This window comes from Ramlibacter sp. bp-362, assembly GCF_054956735.1.
Map to the genome: position 1 here is coordinate 301,157 of NZ_JBUDXE010000006.1, position 13,960 is coordinate 315,116.

At 72.5% G+C, this 13,960-nt stretch carries 11 protein-coding genes; 9 read left to right on the plus strand and 2 right to left on the minus strand.

The genetic code is table 11. The features are described 5' to 3' along the window. Position 1: 1 nt before the first annotated feature. A complete protein-coding gene (locus tag ACY0MJ_RS11010; RefSeq protein ID WP_462638484.1) occupies positions 2-2,143 on the plus strand; it encodes an HlyD family efflux transporter periplasmic adaptor subunit in 2,142 nt (713 codons plus the stop codon). On the opposite strand, the gene argH is transcribed toward ACY0MJ_RS11010, so the two are convergent. Further along, positions 2,140-3,531, minus strand: a complete 1,392-nt coding sequence (gene argH / locus ACY0MJ_RS11015) for an argininosuccinate lyase (protein ID WP_462638486.1) — start codon at positions 3,529-3,531, stop codon at positions 2,140-2,142. The two genes, ACY0MJ_RS11010 and argH, sit on opposite strands and share 4 nt — an antisense overlap. Positions 3,532-3,636: 105 nt before the next feature. Between argH and ACY0MJ_RS11020 the strand changes: the two genes are divergently transcribed. Genes ACY0MJ_RS11020 through ACY0MJ_RS11035 form a run of 4 tightly spaced genes read left to right on the plus strand, consistent with a single transcriptional unit; the run spans position 3,637 to position 6,946 of the window. Next, on the plus strand, positions 3,637-4,677 hold the full coding sequence (locus tag ACY0MJ_RS11020; protein ID WP_462638487.1) for a sensor histidine kinase: 1,041 nt from the start codon (positions 3,637-3,639) through the stop codon (positions 4,675-4,677). Positions 4,678-4,702: 25 nt separating this feature from the next. Further along, a complete protein-coding gene (locus ACY0MJ_RS11025; protein WP_462638489.1) occupies positions 4,703-5,440 on the plus strand; it encodes a LytR/AlgR family response regulator transcription factor in 738 nt (245 codons plus the stop codon). Between the two features lie 37 nt (positions 5,441-5,477). Then, a complete protein-coding gene (locus ACY0MJ_RS11030) occupies positions 5,478-6,668 on the plus strand; it encodes an AI-2E family transporter (protein ID WP_462638490.1) in 1,191 nt (396 codons plus the stop codon). An 11-nt stretch (positions 6,669-6,679) separates the two neighbouring features. Further along, positions 6,680-6,946 carry a DUF3297 family protein gene (locus ACY0MJ_RS11035; protein WP_462638492.1) on the plus strand — a complete coding sequence of 89 codons (267 nt, stop codon included), beginning with the start codon at positions 6,680-6,682 and terminating at the stop codon, positions 6,944-6,946. 36 nt (positions 6,947-6,982) lie between these two features. On the opposite strand, the gene ppc is transcribed toward ACY0MJ_RS11035, so the two are convergent. Next, positions 6,983-9,781 carry a phosphoenolpyruvate carboxylase gene (gene ppc / locus ACY0MJ_RS11040; RefSeq protein ID WP_462638494.1) on the minus strand — a complete coding sequence of 933 codons (2,799 nt, stop codon included), beginning with the start codon at positions 9,779-9,781 and terminating at the stop codon, positions 6,983-6,985. A 75-nt stretch (positions 9,782-9,856) separates the two neighbouring features. Between ppc and hemC the strand changes: the two genes are divergently transcribed. From hemC to ACY0MJ_RS11060, 4 genes are read left to right on the plus strand one after another with little or no spacing between them, the layout of a single operon-like run. Beyond that, positions 9,857-10,759, plus strand: coding sequence for a hydroxymethylbilane synthase (gene hemC / locus ACY0MJ_RS11045; protein WP_462638495.1), 903 nt, complete (start codon positions 9,857-9,859; stop codon positions 10,757-10,759). Positions 10,760-10,769: 10 nt separating this feature from the next. Beyond that, positions 10,770-11,525 (plus strand): uroporphyrinogen-III synthase, encoded by a 756-nt coding sequence (locus ACY0MJ_RS11050; protein WP_462638497.1) that lies wholly within the window; start codon positions 10,770-10,772, stop codon positions 11,523-11,525. Continuing rightward, positions 11,522-12,613 (plus strand): uroporphyrinogen-III C-methyltransferase, encoded by a 1,092-nt coding sequence (locus tag ACY0MJ_RS11055; protein ID WP_462638498.1) that lies wholly within the window; start codon positions 11,522-11,524, stop codon positions 12,611-12,613. The genes ACY0MJ_RS11050 and ACY0MJ_RS11055 overlap by 4 nt, the downstream gene beginning before the upstream one ends. Positions 12,614-12,616: 3 nt before the next feature. Further along, the gene (locus ACY0MJ_RS11060) at positions 12,617-13,873 is read left to right on the plus strand and encodes a heme biosynthesis HemY N-terminal domain-containing protein (RefSeq protein WP_462638499.1); all 1,257 of its coding nucleotides are present in this window, start codon (positions 12,617-12,619) and stop codon (positions 13,871-13,873) included. Positions 13,874-13,960: the final 87 nt, after the last annotated feature.

Below are 13,960 nucleotides of genomic sequence, written 5' to 3' on the forward strand. Positions count from 1 at the left end.
GGTGGCCGCGGTCCTGCCGCTTCCCGCCGCGCCGGACCCGGCGCAGCTGCCGCTGCCCGCGCTGCGCAGCGACCTGCACGTCCTGCGCGTGGGCACCTTCCGCGACGGCTCGCCGCGCTTCCGCATCCACGACCCGCTGCGCAACCGCTACTTCGAGCTGGGCCAGGCCGACGTGGACCTGCTCGCGCATTGGCAGGGCGGCGAAAGCGCCAGCGCGATGGCCGCGCGCGTGGCCGCCGGCGAGGGCTGGGACGTCGAACCCGAGGACATCCTGCAGCTGCGCGAGTTGCTCGTGCGGTACCAGCTCGTCGACGCGAGCAGCGCCGCCGGCTACGCCACGCTGCGCGAGCTGTGGCTGCGCCAGCGCCTGCACTGGCTCACCTGGCTGCTGCACCACTACCTGTTCTTCCGCATCCCGCTGCTGCGGCCCGACGCGCTGCTGGTGAAGCTGCTGCCGGCGGCGCGCTGGCTGGTGTCGCTGCCCGTGCGCGTACTGCTGATCGCGCTGGCGCTCGTCACGCCGATGCTGCTGGCCCGCGAATGGACCGACTACACGCAGGCGTTCGCCGGCCTGCTGACGCTGGAGGGCATCGTCGCCTCGGCCGTGGCCGCCTTCTTCGCCAAGATCCTGCACGAGTGCGGCCACGCCTTCGTGGCGCGGGCGCACGGGGTGCGCGTGCCGGTGATGGGCCTGGCCTTCCTCGTGATGTGGCCGGTGCTCTACACCGACACCAGCGACAGCTGGAAGCTGCCGGACCACAGGGCCCGCTTCCGCATCGCCGCCGCCGGCATCGCCACGGAGGGCGCGATCGCGCTCGTCGCGCTGTTCCTCTGGACCATCACGCCGCCCGGCGGTCTGCGCTCGGCGCTGTTCTTCCTGTCGACGACCTCGCTGCTGCTGACGCTGTCGCTCAACGCCAGTCCCTTCATGCGCTTCGACGGCTACTTCCTGCTGTCGGACGCGCTCGACTTCCCCAACCTGCACGAGCGCTCCGGCGCGCGGGCCCGCTGGTGGCTGCGTCGCAGCCTCTGGGGGCGCGACGTGCCGCCGCCGGAGCCGCACGGCGCGGCCTTCGGGCGCTTCCTCGTCGCCTTCGCGCTCGTCACCTGGGCCTACCGCGCGGTCGTCTTCTTCGGCATCGCGCTGCTGGTGTACCTGGCCTTCTTCAAGCTGCTGGGGATCGCGCTGATGGCCGTGGAGCTGGGCTGGTTCATCGCGATGCCGGTGTGGAACGAGGCGCGCGCCCTGTGGGGCATGCGCGCCGAGCTGCGTCCGCGCTGGCTGCGGCTGCTGGCCTTGCTGGCGCTGGCCGGCGGCGGCCTCACGCTGCTCGCCTGGGCCGGCGAGGCGCGCTCGCCGGGGCTGCTGATGGCGGCGGAGGAAGCGCGCCTGTACGCGCCGGTGCCGGCGCGGCTGGTGGAGGTGCGCGTCGTGCCCGGCCAGAACGTCCGCGCGGGCGAGGTGCTGCTGGTGCTGGATTCGCCCGACCTCGCCTACCGGGCACGCGCCAACGAGGTGGGCATCGCGCGGATCCAGGGCGAGCTCGCACGCATCCCGGCGAGCGACCGCCAGCGCGATCGCGCGCTGGTGCTGCAGGAGGAGCTGGCCGAGGCGCTGTCGCAGCAGCAGGGCATCCGCGACGAGCAGGCCCTGCTGACCGTGCGGGCGACGCAGGCCGGGCGCGTCACGGACCTCGCGCCCGACCTGGCGCCGGGCCGCTGGCTGAACCCGCGCCAGCTGCTCGGGCGGGTGGTGGCCACGCGCGGCGCCCAGGTGCGGGCCTGGGTCTCGGAGTCGCAGGTCAAGCGCCTGCGGGTGGGGCAGCGGCTGGAGTTCGTGCCGCAGATGCCCGAGCTGGCGCGGGTGGAAGGACGCGTCGTGCGGGTCGACACCACCGGCTCCCGGCTGCTGCCGCACCCGCTGCTGGCGGCCCAGAACGGCGGCCCGCTGGTGGCAACGCAGAACGGCCGCGGCGCCTGGGAGCTGCACGAGACCCTGTACCAGGTCGACGTGGAGACGGCGGCCCATTCGCCCGCGATGCTGTCGCCGGGCGTGCTGCACGTGCCCACGGGGCCGCTGGACGCCGTCACCGCATCCGTGCGGCAGCTGCTGACGGTGTTGGTGCGCGAGAGCGGGTTCTAGGCGAGGCGCGCCCGGTGGCGCGCGATCTGCGCCTTCACCTGGGCCGGGGCCGTGCCGCCCAGCGTGTTTCGGGCATTGAGCGAGCCGCGCAGCGACAGCGCGTCGAACACGTCCTTGCCGATGGCGGCGTTGAACTGCTGCAACACCGCAAGCGGCAGCTCCGACAGGTCGCAGTTGTGCGCCACCGCCGCCTTCACCGCGTGCGCCACGGTCTCGTGCGCGTCGCGGAAGGGCAGGCCCTTCTTCACCAGGTAGTCGGCGAGGTCGGTCGCCGTGGCGTAGCCCTTCAAGGCCGCCTGCTCCATCGCCTGCGGCACCACGGTGATGCCGCCGGCCATCTCGGCGAAGATGCGCAGCGTGTCCTTGAGCGTGTCGACCGTGTCGAACAGCGGCTCCTTGTCTTCCTGGTTGTCCTTGTTGTAGGCGAGGGGCTGGCCCTTCATCAGCGTGATCAGGGCCATCAGGTGGCCCACCACGCGGCCGGTCTTGCCGCGGGCGAGTTCCGGCACGTCCGGGTTCTTCTTCTGCGGCATGATCGACGAGCCGGTGGTGAAGCGGTCCGCGATGCGGATGAAGCCGAAGTTCTGCGACATCCAGAGCACCAGCTCCTCGGAGAAGCGGCTCACGTGGACCATCACCAGCGAGGCCGCCGCCGTGAACTCGATCGCGAAGTCGCGGTCGCTCACGGCGTCCAGCGAGTTCTGGCAGACGCCCTCCATGCCCAGCTCCTTCGCCACGAACTCGCGGTCCAGCGGGTAGCTGGTGCCGGCCAGCGCCGCCGCGCCCAGCGGCAGGCGGTTCACGCGCTTGCGCACGTCCAGCATGCGCTCCTGGTCGCGGGCGAACATCTCCACGTAGGCCAGTATGTGGTGGCCGAAGCTCACCGGCTGCGCCACCTGCAGGTGCGTGAAACCGGGCATGACCACGTCCACGTTCTGCTCCGCCAGCGTGAGCAGGGCCTTCTGCAGGTCGGCCAGCAGGCCGGCGATCAGGTCGATCTCCCCGCGCAGCCACAGGCGCACGTCGGTCGCGACCTGGTCGTTGCGGCTGCGGCCGGTGTGCAGGCGCTTGCCCGCGTCGCCCACCAGCTGGGTCAGGCGGGCCTCGATATTGAGGTGCACGTCCTCCAGGTCCAGCTTCCAGTCGAAGGCGCCGGAGGCGATTTCCTGGCGGATCTGCTCCATCCCGCGGCGGATGTCGGCCAGGTCCGTTGCGGAAATGACACCCTGTTTTTGCAACATCGCGGCGTGCGCCAGCGAGCCGGCGATGTCCGCCTGCCACAGCCTCTTGTCGAAGAACACGCTGGCGGTGTAGCGTTTCACGAGGTCGCTCATGGGTTCGCTGAAGAGGGCGGACCACGCCTCGGACTTGTGATCGAGTTGGCTCATAGGGGTTGCACGGATGCGCTGGCGGATGGGCTGGAGGGTCTGTTCACCAATAATGCAGGCGGAAGGAGGCCCGGCAGGGCGCGCGGAGCCGCGCGCGGAGGTCTGATGGACGACTCGCAACTATTATCCGCGTTCCAGGAATTGTCCCGGCCGCAACGGCCGGTCGCCCAGCCGCGCCCGGAGATGGTGTTCGACGCCTGCCAGCTGGGTGTGGTGCTGCGGGCCGTGCTGTTCGTCGAAGCGGTGATGGCCGTGGGCGCCCTGTTCGCGGGCGGCGGCGTGGTGGCCTGGGTCGAGCGCTTCGCCATCCTGAGCGGCGGTTCGCTGGCCGGCACGCTGGCCTGGCTGGGCGTCACCTGCAGCTGCAAGCGCATCCTGGCCCGCCTGCCGGGCGGCGCCCAGCAGGTGACGGGCGTGCTGCTGGGGGCGCTGGCGGGCCTGTTCGGGTGCGCCCTGATCGCCGCCGTGGGGTCGGCCGGGCGCGTGCCCTGGACGGCTTCGGCCCTGGCCGGGGCCCTGATCGCGGGGGTGATGGTGGTCGCCCTGGTGCTGAGGGACAAGGGCCGGATGCCGGCCGAGACGGCCGCCCGCCTGGCCGAACTGCAGGCGCGCATCCGCCCGCACTTCCTGTTCAACAGCCTGAACAGCGCCATCGCGCTGGTGCGCGAGGAACCCGCCAAGGCGGAGGCCCTGCTGGAGGACCTGAGCGAGCTGTTCCGGCATGCCTTGGTGAGCAAGGGCGATTCCGCTACCCTCGCCGAGGAGGTGCAACTGGCGCGCCACTACCTGGCCATCGAGCAGATCCGCTTCGGCGAGCGGCTGCGGGTGATCTGGGCGATCGACCCGCGCGCGGGCAGCGCCCGGGTGCCCACGCTGCTGCTGCAGCCCCTCGTGGAGAATGCGGTGAAGCATGGCGTCGAGCCCAGTCCGGCCGGAGCGGACGTGAAGGTGTCGACCGAGCGGCGCGGCAGCATCGTCGTGATCAAGGTGACCAACACGGTCCCGGCGGGACAGGGCAGGCCGGGGCACGGGGTGGCGCAGGACAACGTGCGCGACCGCCTGCGGCTGCTGCACGACGTGCAGGCGCAGTTCCAGACGGCGCTCCTCGAGGGGCGGTACCAGGTGCGGATCGAGGTGCCGGCATGAACAAGACTACGGACGGAGGGAAGAAATGGGCCTGAAGATGCTCTTGGTCGACGACGAGCCGCTGGCGCGCTCGCGCATGCGGACCCTGCTGGCGGACTGCCAGTCCCCCGCGGCGGAAGTGGCCGGCGAGGCCGCCAACGCCGCCCAGGCGATGGAGCACCTGCGCCGGCAGGCCTTCGACGCCGTGCTGCTGGACATCCACATGCCCGGCGCCGACGGCCTGGCGCTGGCCCAGGTGCTGCGCACGCTGCCGGAGCCGCCGGTGGTGGTGTTCGTCACGGCCTACGCCGAACACGCGGTCACCGCCTTCGAGCTGGAGGCCGTGGACTACCTGACCAAGCCGGTGCGCCTGGAGCGGCTGGAGCAGGCCCTGGCGCGGGTGGAGAAGGCCTTGCAGGGCCGCCTGGGCGGCCCGGAGCCGGAGCAGGAGGTGCTGGTGATCCAGGACCGCGGCCGCACCGAGCGGGTGCCGGTGCACGAGGTGCTCTATTTCAAGGCCGAACTGAAGTACATCACCGTCCGCACGGCGGCCAGAAGCTATATCCTTGACGGCTCGCTCAGCGAACTCGAGGAGCGCCACGGCACGCAGTTCCTGCGCGTGCACCGCAACGCGCTGGTGTCCCGGCGGGCGGTGCGGGCGCTGGAAAAGCACTTCGACGCCGAGGAAGGCGAGGGCTGGGCGGTGCGCCTGAACGGGATCGAAGAATCCCTGTCGGTCTCGCGCCGGCAATTGAGCGCCGTGCGGGAGGCGCTGGCGAGCTGACCAGAGGACCGGGGACTCGCAGGAAGCTGAAGACCAAGTGAGTTCCGATCCATCCGATTCGACCGGCTCCGCCGATCCCGACGACCTGCCCCGCACCCCCGTGGACCCGCGGGGGCCGCCGCACGTGCTGCTGCACATGCCGGGCAACGTGCGCAGCGTCGCCCTGGGCGTGCTCATGGTGATCGCCGTGCTGGCCGTGCTGCGCTGGGCCAGCGGCTTCTTCATCCCGCTGATGCTGGGACTGGTCTTCACCTACGCGCTGTCGCCGGTGGTGGACTGGCTGCAGCGCATGAAGGTGCCGCGCGCGGTGAGCGCCGGGGTGCTGATCCTGGGCATCCTGGGCGGCACGGGCGCCGCCGTCTATTCGCTGTCCGACGACGCCAACGACCTGATCGCCTCGCTGCCCGACGCGGCCCGCAAGGTGCGCGACGTGATGCACCGCAGCCCGAAGAAGCAGGACACGGCGCTGGAGACGGTGCAGAAGGCCGCGGCCGAACTGCAGAAGGCGGCGGAGGAAGCCGGCCCCAAGGGCGCGCCGGCCAGGGGCGTGGCGCGCGTGGTCGTGGAGAAGCCGCGCTTCGACCTGCGCGAGCACCTGTGGACCGGGACACTGGGCCTGGCCAACGTCGTCGGCCAGACCGTGATCGTCACCTTCCTCACCTATTTCCTGCTGGTCTCGGGCAACACCTTCCGCCGCAAGCTGGTGAAGATCGCGGGGCCCGGCCTGGCCGAGAAGAAGCTGACGGTGCAGGCGCTGGACGAGATCAACGCGCAGATGCAGCGCTACCTGCTGGTGCAGCTGGCGGCGAGCGTCGCCGTGGGCCTGGCGACGGGCATCTGCTTCGCCATCATCGGCCTGAAGCACGCGGCCGTGTGGGGCGTGGCCGCGGGCGTGCTGAACCTGGTGCCCTACATCGGCTCCTTCGCCGTCACCGCGGCGGCGGCGCTGGTGGCCTTCCTGCAGTTCGACGGGGACCTCAACATGGCGCTGGTGGTGGCGGGCAGTTCGCTGCTGATCAACACCATCGAGGGCTACCTGCTGGTGCCCTGGGCGACCAGCCGGGCGAGCAGCATGAACCCGGTGGCCGTGTTCGTGGGCGTGCTGGCCTGGGGCTGGCTGTGGGGCGTGTGGGGGCTGCTGCTGGGCATCCCCATCCTGATGGCGGTGAAGGCGGTGTGCGACCGGGTCGACCACCTGAAGCCGATCGGCGAGCTGCTGGGGACGTGACAATAGCGGCCATGAGCGAAACCAACGATTCCCCCGACACCGCGGCGAAGCCGCCGCTGCCGGACCACCTGTCCGTCGACCCGCGCAGCCCGCACCACGACGCCGCCGTCTGCGAACACGACATCGGCATCCGCTTCAACGGCCAGGAGCGCCACGACGTCGAGGAATACTGCATCAGCGAAGGCTGGATCCGCGTGCCGGCCGGCAAGACCCTGGACCGCAAGGGCAAGCCGCTGCTGATCAAGCTCAAGGGCAAGGTCGAGGCGTTCTACCAGTAAGCCTCGGGTGCGGACTTCCGTTTTCGCAGTGCCGGCTCACCCCGTATTCCGCAGCCCCGCCGCGATGCCGTTGATCGCGAGGTGGATGCCGCGGCGTTCGCGTTCGTCGGCGGTGCCGGCGCGCCAGCGGCGGACCAGTTCCACCTGCAGGTGGTGCAGGGGGTCGATGTAGGGGAAGCGGTGGCGGATCGAGCGCGCCAGCGCCGCGTTGCCCGCAAGCCGCTGCTTCTCGCCCGTGATGAGCGCCAGCGCGTCGACGGTGCGCTGCCACTCCGCCTCCATCGCGCCGAAGATGCGGCGGCGCAGCCGCGCGTCCGGCACCAGCTCCGCGTAGCGTGAAGCGAGCGCCAGGTCGCTCTTGGCCAGCACCATGTCCATGTTGGACAGCAGCGCCTTGAAGAAGGGCCACTGCCGGACCATCTTCTGCAGCAGCGCGGCCTGCTCCTTGCGCGGGCCCGCGGCCAGGAAGGCCTCCACGGCGGAGCCGAAGCCGTACCAGCCGTTGAGCGTGAGCCGCGACTGTCCCCAGCTGAAGCTCCAGGGGATCGCCCGCAGGTCCTCGATGCGCTGCGACGCCTTGCGGGCGGCCGGGCGCGAGCCGATGTTCAGTTCGGCGATCTCGCGGATCGGCGTGGCGTGGAAGAAGAAATCCACGAAGCCCGGCGTCTCGTACACCAGCGCCCGGTAGGCGCGCATGCTGGCCTGCGACAGCGTCTCGGCCGCCTGCAGAAAGGCCTTGGGCGCCGGCTTGGTGGGCTGCAGCAGCGTCGCTTCCAGCGTCGCCGCCACCAGCGTCTCCAGGTTGCGCCGGCCGATCTCGGGGTTGGCGTACTTGGAGGCGATCACCTCGCCCTGCTCGGTGAGGCGGATCTGCCCGCGCACCGTGCCGGGCGGCTGCGCCAGGATCGCCTGGTAGCTGGGGCCGCCGCCGCGGCCCACCGTGCCGCCGCGGCCGTGGAACAGGCGCAGCTGGATGCGGTGCGACTGCGCCAGCTGGTCGAACAGCGTCACCAGCGCGATCTCGGCCCGGTACAGCTCCCAGTTGCTGGTGAAGATGCCGCCGTCCTTGTTGCTGTCGCTGTAGCCCAGCATGATGTCCTGCTCGGCGCCCGAGCGCTGGATCGCCGCAGCGATGCCGGGCAGGGCGTAGTACTCGCGCATGATGGGCGCCGCGTTGCGCAGGTCCGCGATGGTCTCGAAGAGCGGCACCACGATCAGGTCCAGCACGAGGTCGCGGTCCAGCGTGCCGCGCACCAGGCCCACTTCCTTCTGCAGCAGCATCACCTCCAGCAGGTCGCTCACCGCCTCGGTGTGGCTGATGATGGTGTGGCGGATGGACTGCGGCCCGAAGCGCCTGCGCAGCGCGAACGCCGTCTCGAAGATCGCGAGCTCCTTGCGCGCGAGCGGGCTGTAGGCCGCCGAGGGCACGCGCAGCGGCCGCGCGTCGGCGAGCTGCCGCAGCAGCACGGCCTGCTTGCCCGCCTCGTCCAGCGCGCGGTAGTCCGCCTCGATGCGGGCCGTCGCCAGCAGCTCCGCCACGACTTCCTCGTGCTGCTCCGAGTTCTGCCGCAGGTCCACGGTGGCGAGGTGGAAGCCGAACACCTCCACGGCACGGATCAGCGGATGCAGCCGCTGCTGCACGAGCGCGGCGCCGTGGTGCGTGACGAGCGAGTCGCGCATGGTGCGCAGGTCGGCCAGGAAGGCCTCGGCGTCCGGGTAGGGGTTCTGCGGCGGCACGGCGTGGCGCGCCGCCTCGCCCCCCGTGAGTTCCTTCAGCGTGGCCGCGAGGCGCGCGTACATGCCGGTGACGGCGCGGCGGTAGGGCTCGTCCAGCCGGTGTTCGTTGACGTCGGGCGAGCGCTCGGCCAGCGCGCGCATCTCCGGCGTCACCTGCACCAGCAGCGCCGAGAGCGACAGCTCGCTGCCCAGCCAGAACAGTTCGGTGAGGTGGTGGCGCAACGCCACCTCGCACTGCCGGCGCAGCGCATAGGCGAGCGTCTCCGCCGTCACGTTCGGGTTGCCGTCGCGGTCGCCGCCGATCCACTGGCCCATGCGCAGGAAACTCGCGACCGGCTGGTTGCCCAGCTGCTGCTCCAGCTGGCCATAGAGCTTGGGGATCTCGCGCAGGAAGGTCGCCTCGTAGTAGCTGAGCGAGGTCTCGATCTCGTCGGCCACGGTCAGCTTCGTGAAGCGCAGCAGCCGCGTCTGCCACAGCTGCACCACGCGGGCGCGCATCTGCGCCTCGTTGGCGGCGAGCGCGCGCGGCGCCAGCGCGTCGCGGGGCAGGGCGCGCGCCTTGATGTCGTCGCGCTCGGCCAGCAGGCGCGCGAGGTCGCGCTCGGCATCGAGGATGCTCTTGCGCTGCACTTCGGTGGGATGCGCCGTGAGCACGGGGGAGACGTAGCTGTGGGCGAGGGTCTGCGCCACGGCGCGGGCGCCGATGCCGGCCCAGCGCAGCCGCGCGAGCGCCACTTCGACGCTGCCTTCCTGCGTGTCGCCGGCGCGCTCGTGCACCTCGCGGCGGCGGATGTGGTGCCTGTCCTCGGCGAGGTTGGCCAGCAGGCTGAAATAGGTGAAGGCGCGGATCACGCGCACCGCCTGCTCGCCCGAGAGCGACTTCAGCAGGCTCTTGAGCGCGCGGTCCGCCTCCTGGTCGGCGTCGCGGCGGAAGGCCACGGAGAGCTTGCGGATGCGCTCGACCAGCTCGAAGGCCTCCACGCCTTCCTGCTCCCGGATCACGTCGCCCAGGATGCGCCCGAGCAGGCGGATGTCCTCGGTGAGCGGACGTTCGTTCTCCTTGGCGCGCCGCACGGGCGGCTGCTCGCTGGGCGGCATGCTGGCTTCCGGTGGGGGGATGCGGGCGATGCTAGCATCGACCTCCCTCCCACCGATCACGAGCAGGTTACGGACTTGAGCCAGTTCACCATCGCCACGCGCGAAAGCCGGCTGGCCCTGTGGCAGGCCGAACATGTGCAGGCCCTGCTGCAGCAGCGCGGCCACCAGGTCGCCCTGCTGGGGATGACCACGCGCGGCGACCAGATCCTGGACCGGTCGCTCAGCAAGGTCGGCGGCAAGGGCCTGTTCGTCAAGGAACTCGAGGTGGCGCTGGAGGAGGGCCGGGCCGACCTCGCCGTGCACTCGCTCAAGGACGTGCCCATGGAGCTGCCCGCCGGCTTCCAGCTCGCCTGCGTGATGGAACGCGAGGATCCGCGCGACGCCTTCGTCTCCGGCCGCTATGCGCGGCTGGCCGACCTGCCGCAGGGCGCGGTGGTCGGCACCTCCAGCCTGCGCCGCGTGGTGCTGCTGCGGGCGCTGCGCCCGGACCTGAAGATCGAGCCGCTGCGCGGCAACCTCGACACGCGCCTGCGCAAGCTCGACGACGGCCAGTACGACGGCATCGTGCTCGCCGCCGCCGGGCTGAAGCGCCTGGGGCTGGGCGCGCGCATCCGCCAGGTGTTCGAGCCGGCCGAGATGCTGCCGGCGGCGGGGCAGGGCGCGCTCGGCATCGAGACGCGCAGCGAGCGCCCGGACGTGGCCGAGGCGCTGCAGCCGCTGGCGAACCAGTCCACGTGGCTGTGCGTCGCGGCCGAGCGCGCCGTCAGCCGCGCGCTGGGCGGCAGTTGTTCCATGCCGCTGGCCGCGCACGCCACCTTCGACGGCGAATACCTGCAGCTGCAGGCCGCCTGGGGCGACCCGGACCAGCCCGGCGTGCTGGTGCGCGCCCGCGGCGCCGACGTCGTGGCCGACCTCGCGCAAGCCGCCGCCCTGGGCGAACAGGTCGCCGGTCGCCTGCGCGCGGGCGGCGCCCGCTGAGGGAACGCGCATGGCCGTGGTGCTCACGCGGCCGCAGCAGGAGGCGCGACGCTGGGCCGCGCTCCTGCGCGAACGCGGTGTCGAGAGCCTCTGGCTGCCGCTCCTGTCCATCGCGCCCGCGCCGGACGCCGGCGCGCTGCAGCACGCGGCCGACCATGCCGGCGACTACGGCGCGGTGATGTTCGTCAGTGCCAACGCGGTGCAGGGCTTCCTGGCCTGCGGCCCGCGCTTCGGCGGCGCGCGCGCGTGGGCGCCGGGACCGGCGACACGCGACGCGCTCGTCGCCGGCGGCGTGGACCCGGAGCGCATCGATGCGCCGGCGGAAGACGCGGGGCAATTCGATTCCGAACATCTCTGGCAGCAGGTGCGGGGCCAGCTGCGTTCGGGTGACCGCCTGCTGCTGGTGCGCGGCGGCGGCGAGGACGGCCGCAGCGCCGGCCGCGAGTGGCTCGCGCAGCAACTGGCTGCCGAGGGCGTCGTCGTCGAAACCGTCGTGGCCTACGTGCGCCAGTGCCCCTCCTGGACCGCGGAGCAGCAGGCGCAGGCACGGCGCGCGGCGACGGACGGGTCGCTGTGGCTGTTCAGCAGCTCGCAGGCCGTCGCGCACCTGGCGCAACTGTTGCCGCGGCAGGACTGGTCGCGCGCCCGCGCGCTCGCCACGCATCCGCGCATCGCGCACGCGGTGCGTTCCGTCGGGTTCGGTGTCGTGCAGGAATCGCGTCCCGGCCTCGCCGACGTGCTCGCGTCGATAGAATCGGCTGGATGAGTTCCCTGCCTCCGCCGCCGCCGCCACCCGAGCTTCCGCCGGTGCTGCCGGCGCCGGTCCCGCCCGCGCAAGGCGGCGCCCTGCGCGCGACGGTATCGCGCGTCACGCTGTTCGTGCTGGCGCTCCTGTCCGGGGTCGCGCTGCTGGCCAGCGTGATGCTGTGGCAGCGCCTGTCGGCCATCCAGGAGCAGCTGGCGCGCCAGAGCGCGGACAGCGGCGCCACCGCCATCGAGGCGCGCACGCTCGCGCGCCAGGCGCAGGAGATCGCCCGCGACGCGGCGAGCCGCCAGGCCGTGCTGGAATCGCGCCTGTCCGAGGTGGCGCTGCAGCGCGGCCAGCTGGAAGACCTGATCCAGAACCTTTCGCGCACGCGCGACGAGAACCTGGTGGTCGACATCGAATCGGCGCTGCGCCTCGCGCAGCAGCAGACGCAGCTGACCGGCAGCGCCGAGCCGCTGCTGGCCGCGCTGAAGACGGCGGACCAGCGCCTCGCGCGCGCCGCGCAGCCGCGCCTGGCCCGCCTGCGCACCTCGATCGCGCGCGACATCGAGCGCATCCGCTCGGCCACCGTCACCGACGTGCCGGGGCTGCTCGCGCGGCTGGACGACATCGTGCGCGAGGTGGACGAACTGCCGGTCGCCAATGCCGTGCCCGCCCGGGCGCTGCGCGAGCCCGCGGCCAAGCCGGCCGGGGCGGCCAGCGCGCCGGCCCGTCCGGGCGTGGCCGAGTGGTGGGTGCGCTGGCGCGACGCCGTGCTGGACAACGCCCGCGACCTCGTGCGGGTGAGCCGCGTCGACCAGCCCGACGCCATGCTGCTGGCGCCGGAGCAGGCCTTCTTCCTGCGCGAGAACCTCAAGCTGAAGCTGCTGAACCTGCGCCTGTCGCTGCTGGCGCGCCAGAACGAGGCGGCGCGCGCCGACGTCGCGACGGCGATGGCGATGCTGAACAAGTATTTCGATCCGGGCTCGCGCCGCGTGCAGTCGGTCGTGGGCCAGCTGCAGCAGGTGCAGGCGCAGGTGCGCATCGCGCAGCTGCCGCGCATCGACGAGACCCTGGCCGCGCTGGTGACCGCCGGCGCCGGGAAGTAGCCCATGCGCGCCGCGCTGTGGCTGCTGGTGCTGTTCGCCATCGCGGTGGCGGGCGCCCTGTTCGCGGGCAACAACCAGGGCACGGTGACGCTGTTCTGGCCACCGTACCGCATCGACCTCTCGCTCAACCTGGTGGTGCTGCTGCTGGTGGGCGCCTTCTTCTTCGTGCACGCGGTGACGCGGGCGCTCTCGGCCCTGCTGGACCTGCCCAAGCAGGCGCTGCGCTGGCGCACCCAGCAGAAGGAGCGCGCGATGCACGCGGCGCTGCTCGATGCGATCTCGCACCTGCTGGCCGGGCGCTACATCCGCGCGCGCAAGTGCGCCGAGGCCGTGCTGGACCAGGAAGCCTCGCTCACGGGCTCGGGCGCGAAGCCGGCCAACGCCGCCCAGCTGCGCGCGATCGCGCACCTGCTGGCCGCCGAATCGGCGCAGGCGCTGCAGGATCGCACCGCCCGCGAGGAGCACCTGCAGGGCGCGCTGGAGCAGGCCTCCGCCCGCGACGCGCAGGAAACGCGCGACGGCGCGCTGCTGCGCGCGGCGCGCTGGGCGCTGGAAGACCGCGAGCCGGAGACCGCGATGCAGCTGCTGCAGGGCCTGCCGCAGGGCGCCGGCCGGCGCACGCTGGCGCTGCGCACGCGCCTGCGCGCCTCGCGCCAGGCCGGGCAGCCGCTCGAGGCGCTGGACACCGCGCGCCTGCTGGCGAAGCACCACGCCTTCTCGCCGGTGGCGGCGCGCAGCATCGTGCGCGGCCTGGCCGTCGACCTGCTCAACGGCGCCTACGACGTCGCGCAGTTGCAGCGCGCCTGGATGGGCCTGGAGCCGGGCGAACGGCTGCTGCCCGAGGTCGCGATCCACGCGGCGCAGCGCTTCGTCGCGCTGGGCGGCGACGCGCACCTGGCGCGCGACTGGCTGCTGCCGGTGTGGGAGCGGCAGTCGGAGCTGAGCGACAACCTGCGCGTCAAGCTGGTGTGCGCGCTGGAAGAGGGCCTGGACTCGGTGGACGGCGCCTGGCTGGCGCGCATCGAGGCCGCGCAGAAGGCCAACCCGCGCGACGCGACGCTGCAGTACCTGGCCGGCATGGCCTGCATGAAGCGCCAGCTGTGGGGCAAGGCGCAACAGCTCCTGACCCAGGCCGCCCTCGGCCTGCAGGACCCCGGCCTGCACCGCAGCGCCTGGCGCGCGCTCGCGCAGCTCGCCGAGCAGCGCGAGGATGCGCCGGCGGCGGCGCAGGCGTGGAAGAAGGCGGCGGGGAACGCTTGAGGCAGGGTGCTGGGGGGGGGGGGGGGGGGGGGGGGGGGGGGGGGGGGGGGGGGGGGGGGGGGGGGGGGGGGGGGGGGGGGGGGGGGG

Bases quoted from the DNA above. Each gene is read 5' to 3' on its own strand.
- argH (WP_462638486.1), bottom strand. From the start codon at position 3,531: ATGAGCCAACTCGATCACAAGTCCGAGGCGTGGTCCGCCCTCTTCAGC.
- ACY0MJ_RS11020 (WP_462638487.1), top strand. From the start codon at position 3,637: ATGGACGACTCGCAACTATTATCCGCGTTCCAGGAATTGTCCCGGCCG.
- ACY0MJ_RS11025 (WP_462638489.1), top strand. From the start codon at position 4,703: ATGGGCCTGAAGATGCTCTTGGTCGACGACGAGCCGCTGGCGCGCTCG.
- ACY0MJ_RS11035 (WP_462638492.1), top strand. From the start codon at position 6,680: ATGAGCGAAACCAACGATTCCCCCGACACCGCGGCGAAGCCGCCGCTG.
- ppc (WP_462638494.1), bottom strand. From the start codon at position 9,781: ATGCCGCCCAGCGAGCAGCCGCCCGTGCGGCGCGCCAAGGAGAACGAA.
- ACY0MJ_RS11050 (WP_462638497.1), top strand. From the start codon at position 10,770: ATGGCCGTGGTGCTCACGCGGCCGCAGCAGGAGGCGCGACGCTGGGCC.
- ACY0MJ_RS11055 (WP_462638498.1), top strand. From the start codon at position 11,522: ATGAGTTCCCTGCCTCCGCCGCCGCCGCCACCCGAGCTTCCGCCGGTG.
- ACY0MJ_RS11060 (WP_462638499.1), top strand. From the start codon at position 12,617: ATGCGCGCCGCGCTGTGGCTGCTGGTGCTGTTCGCCATCGCGGTGGCG.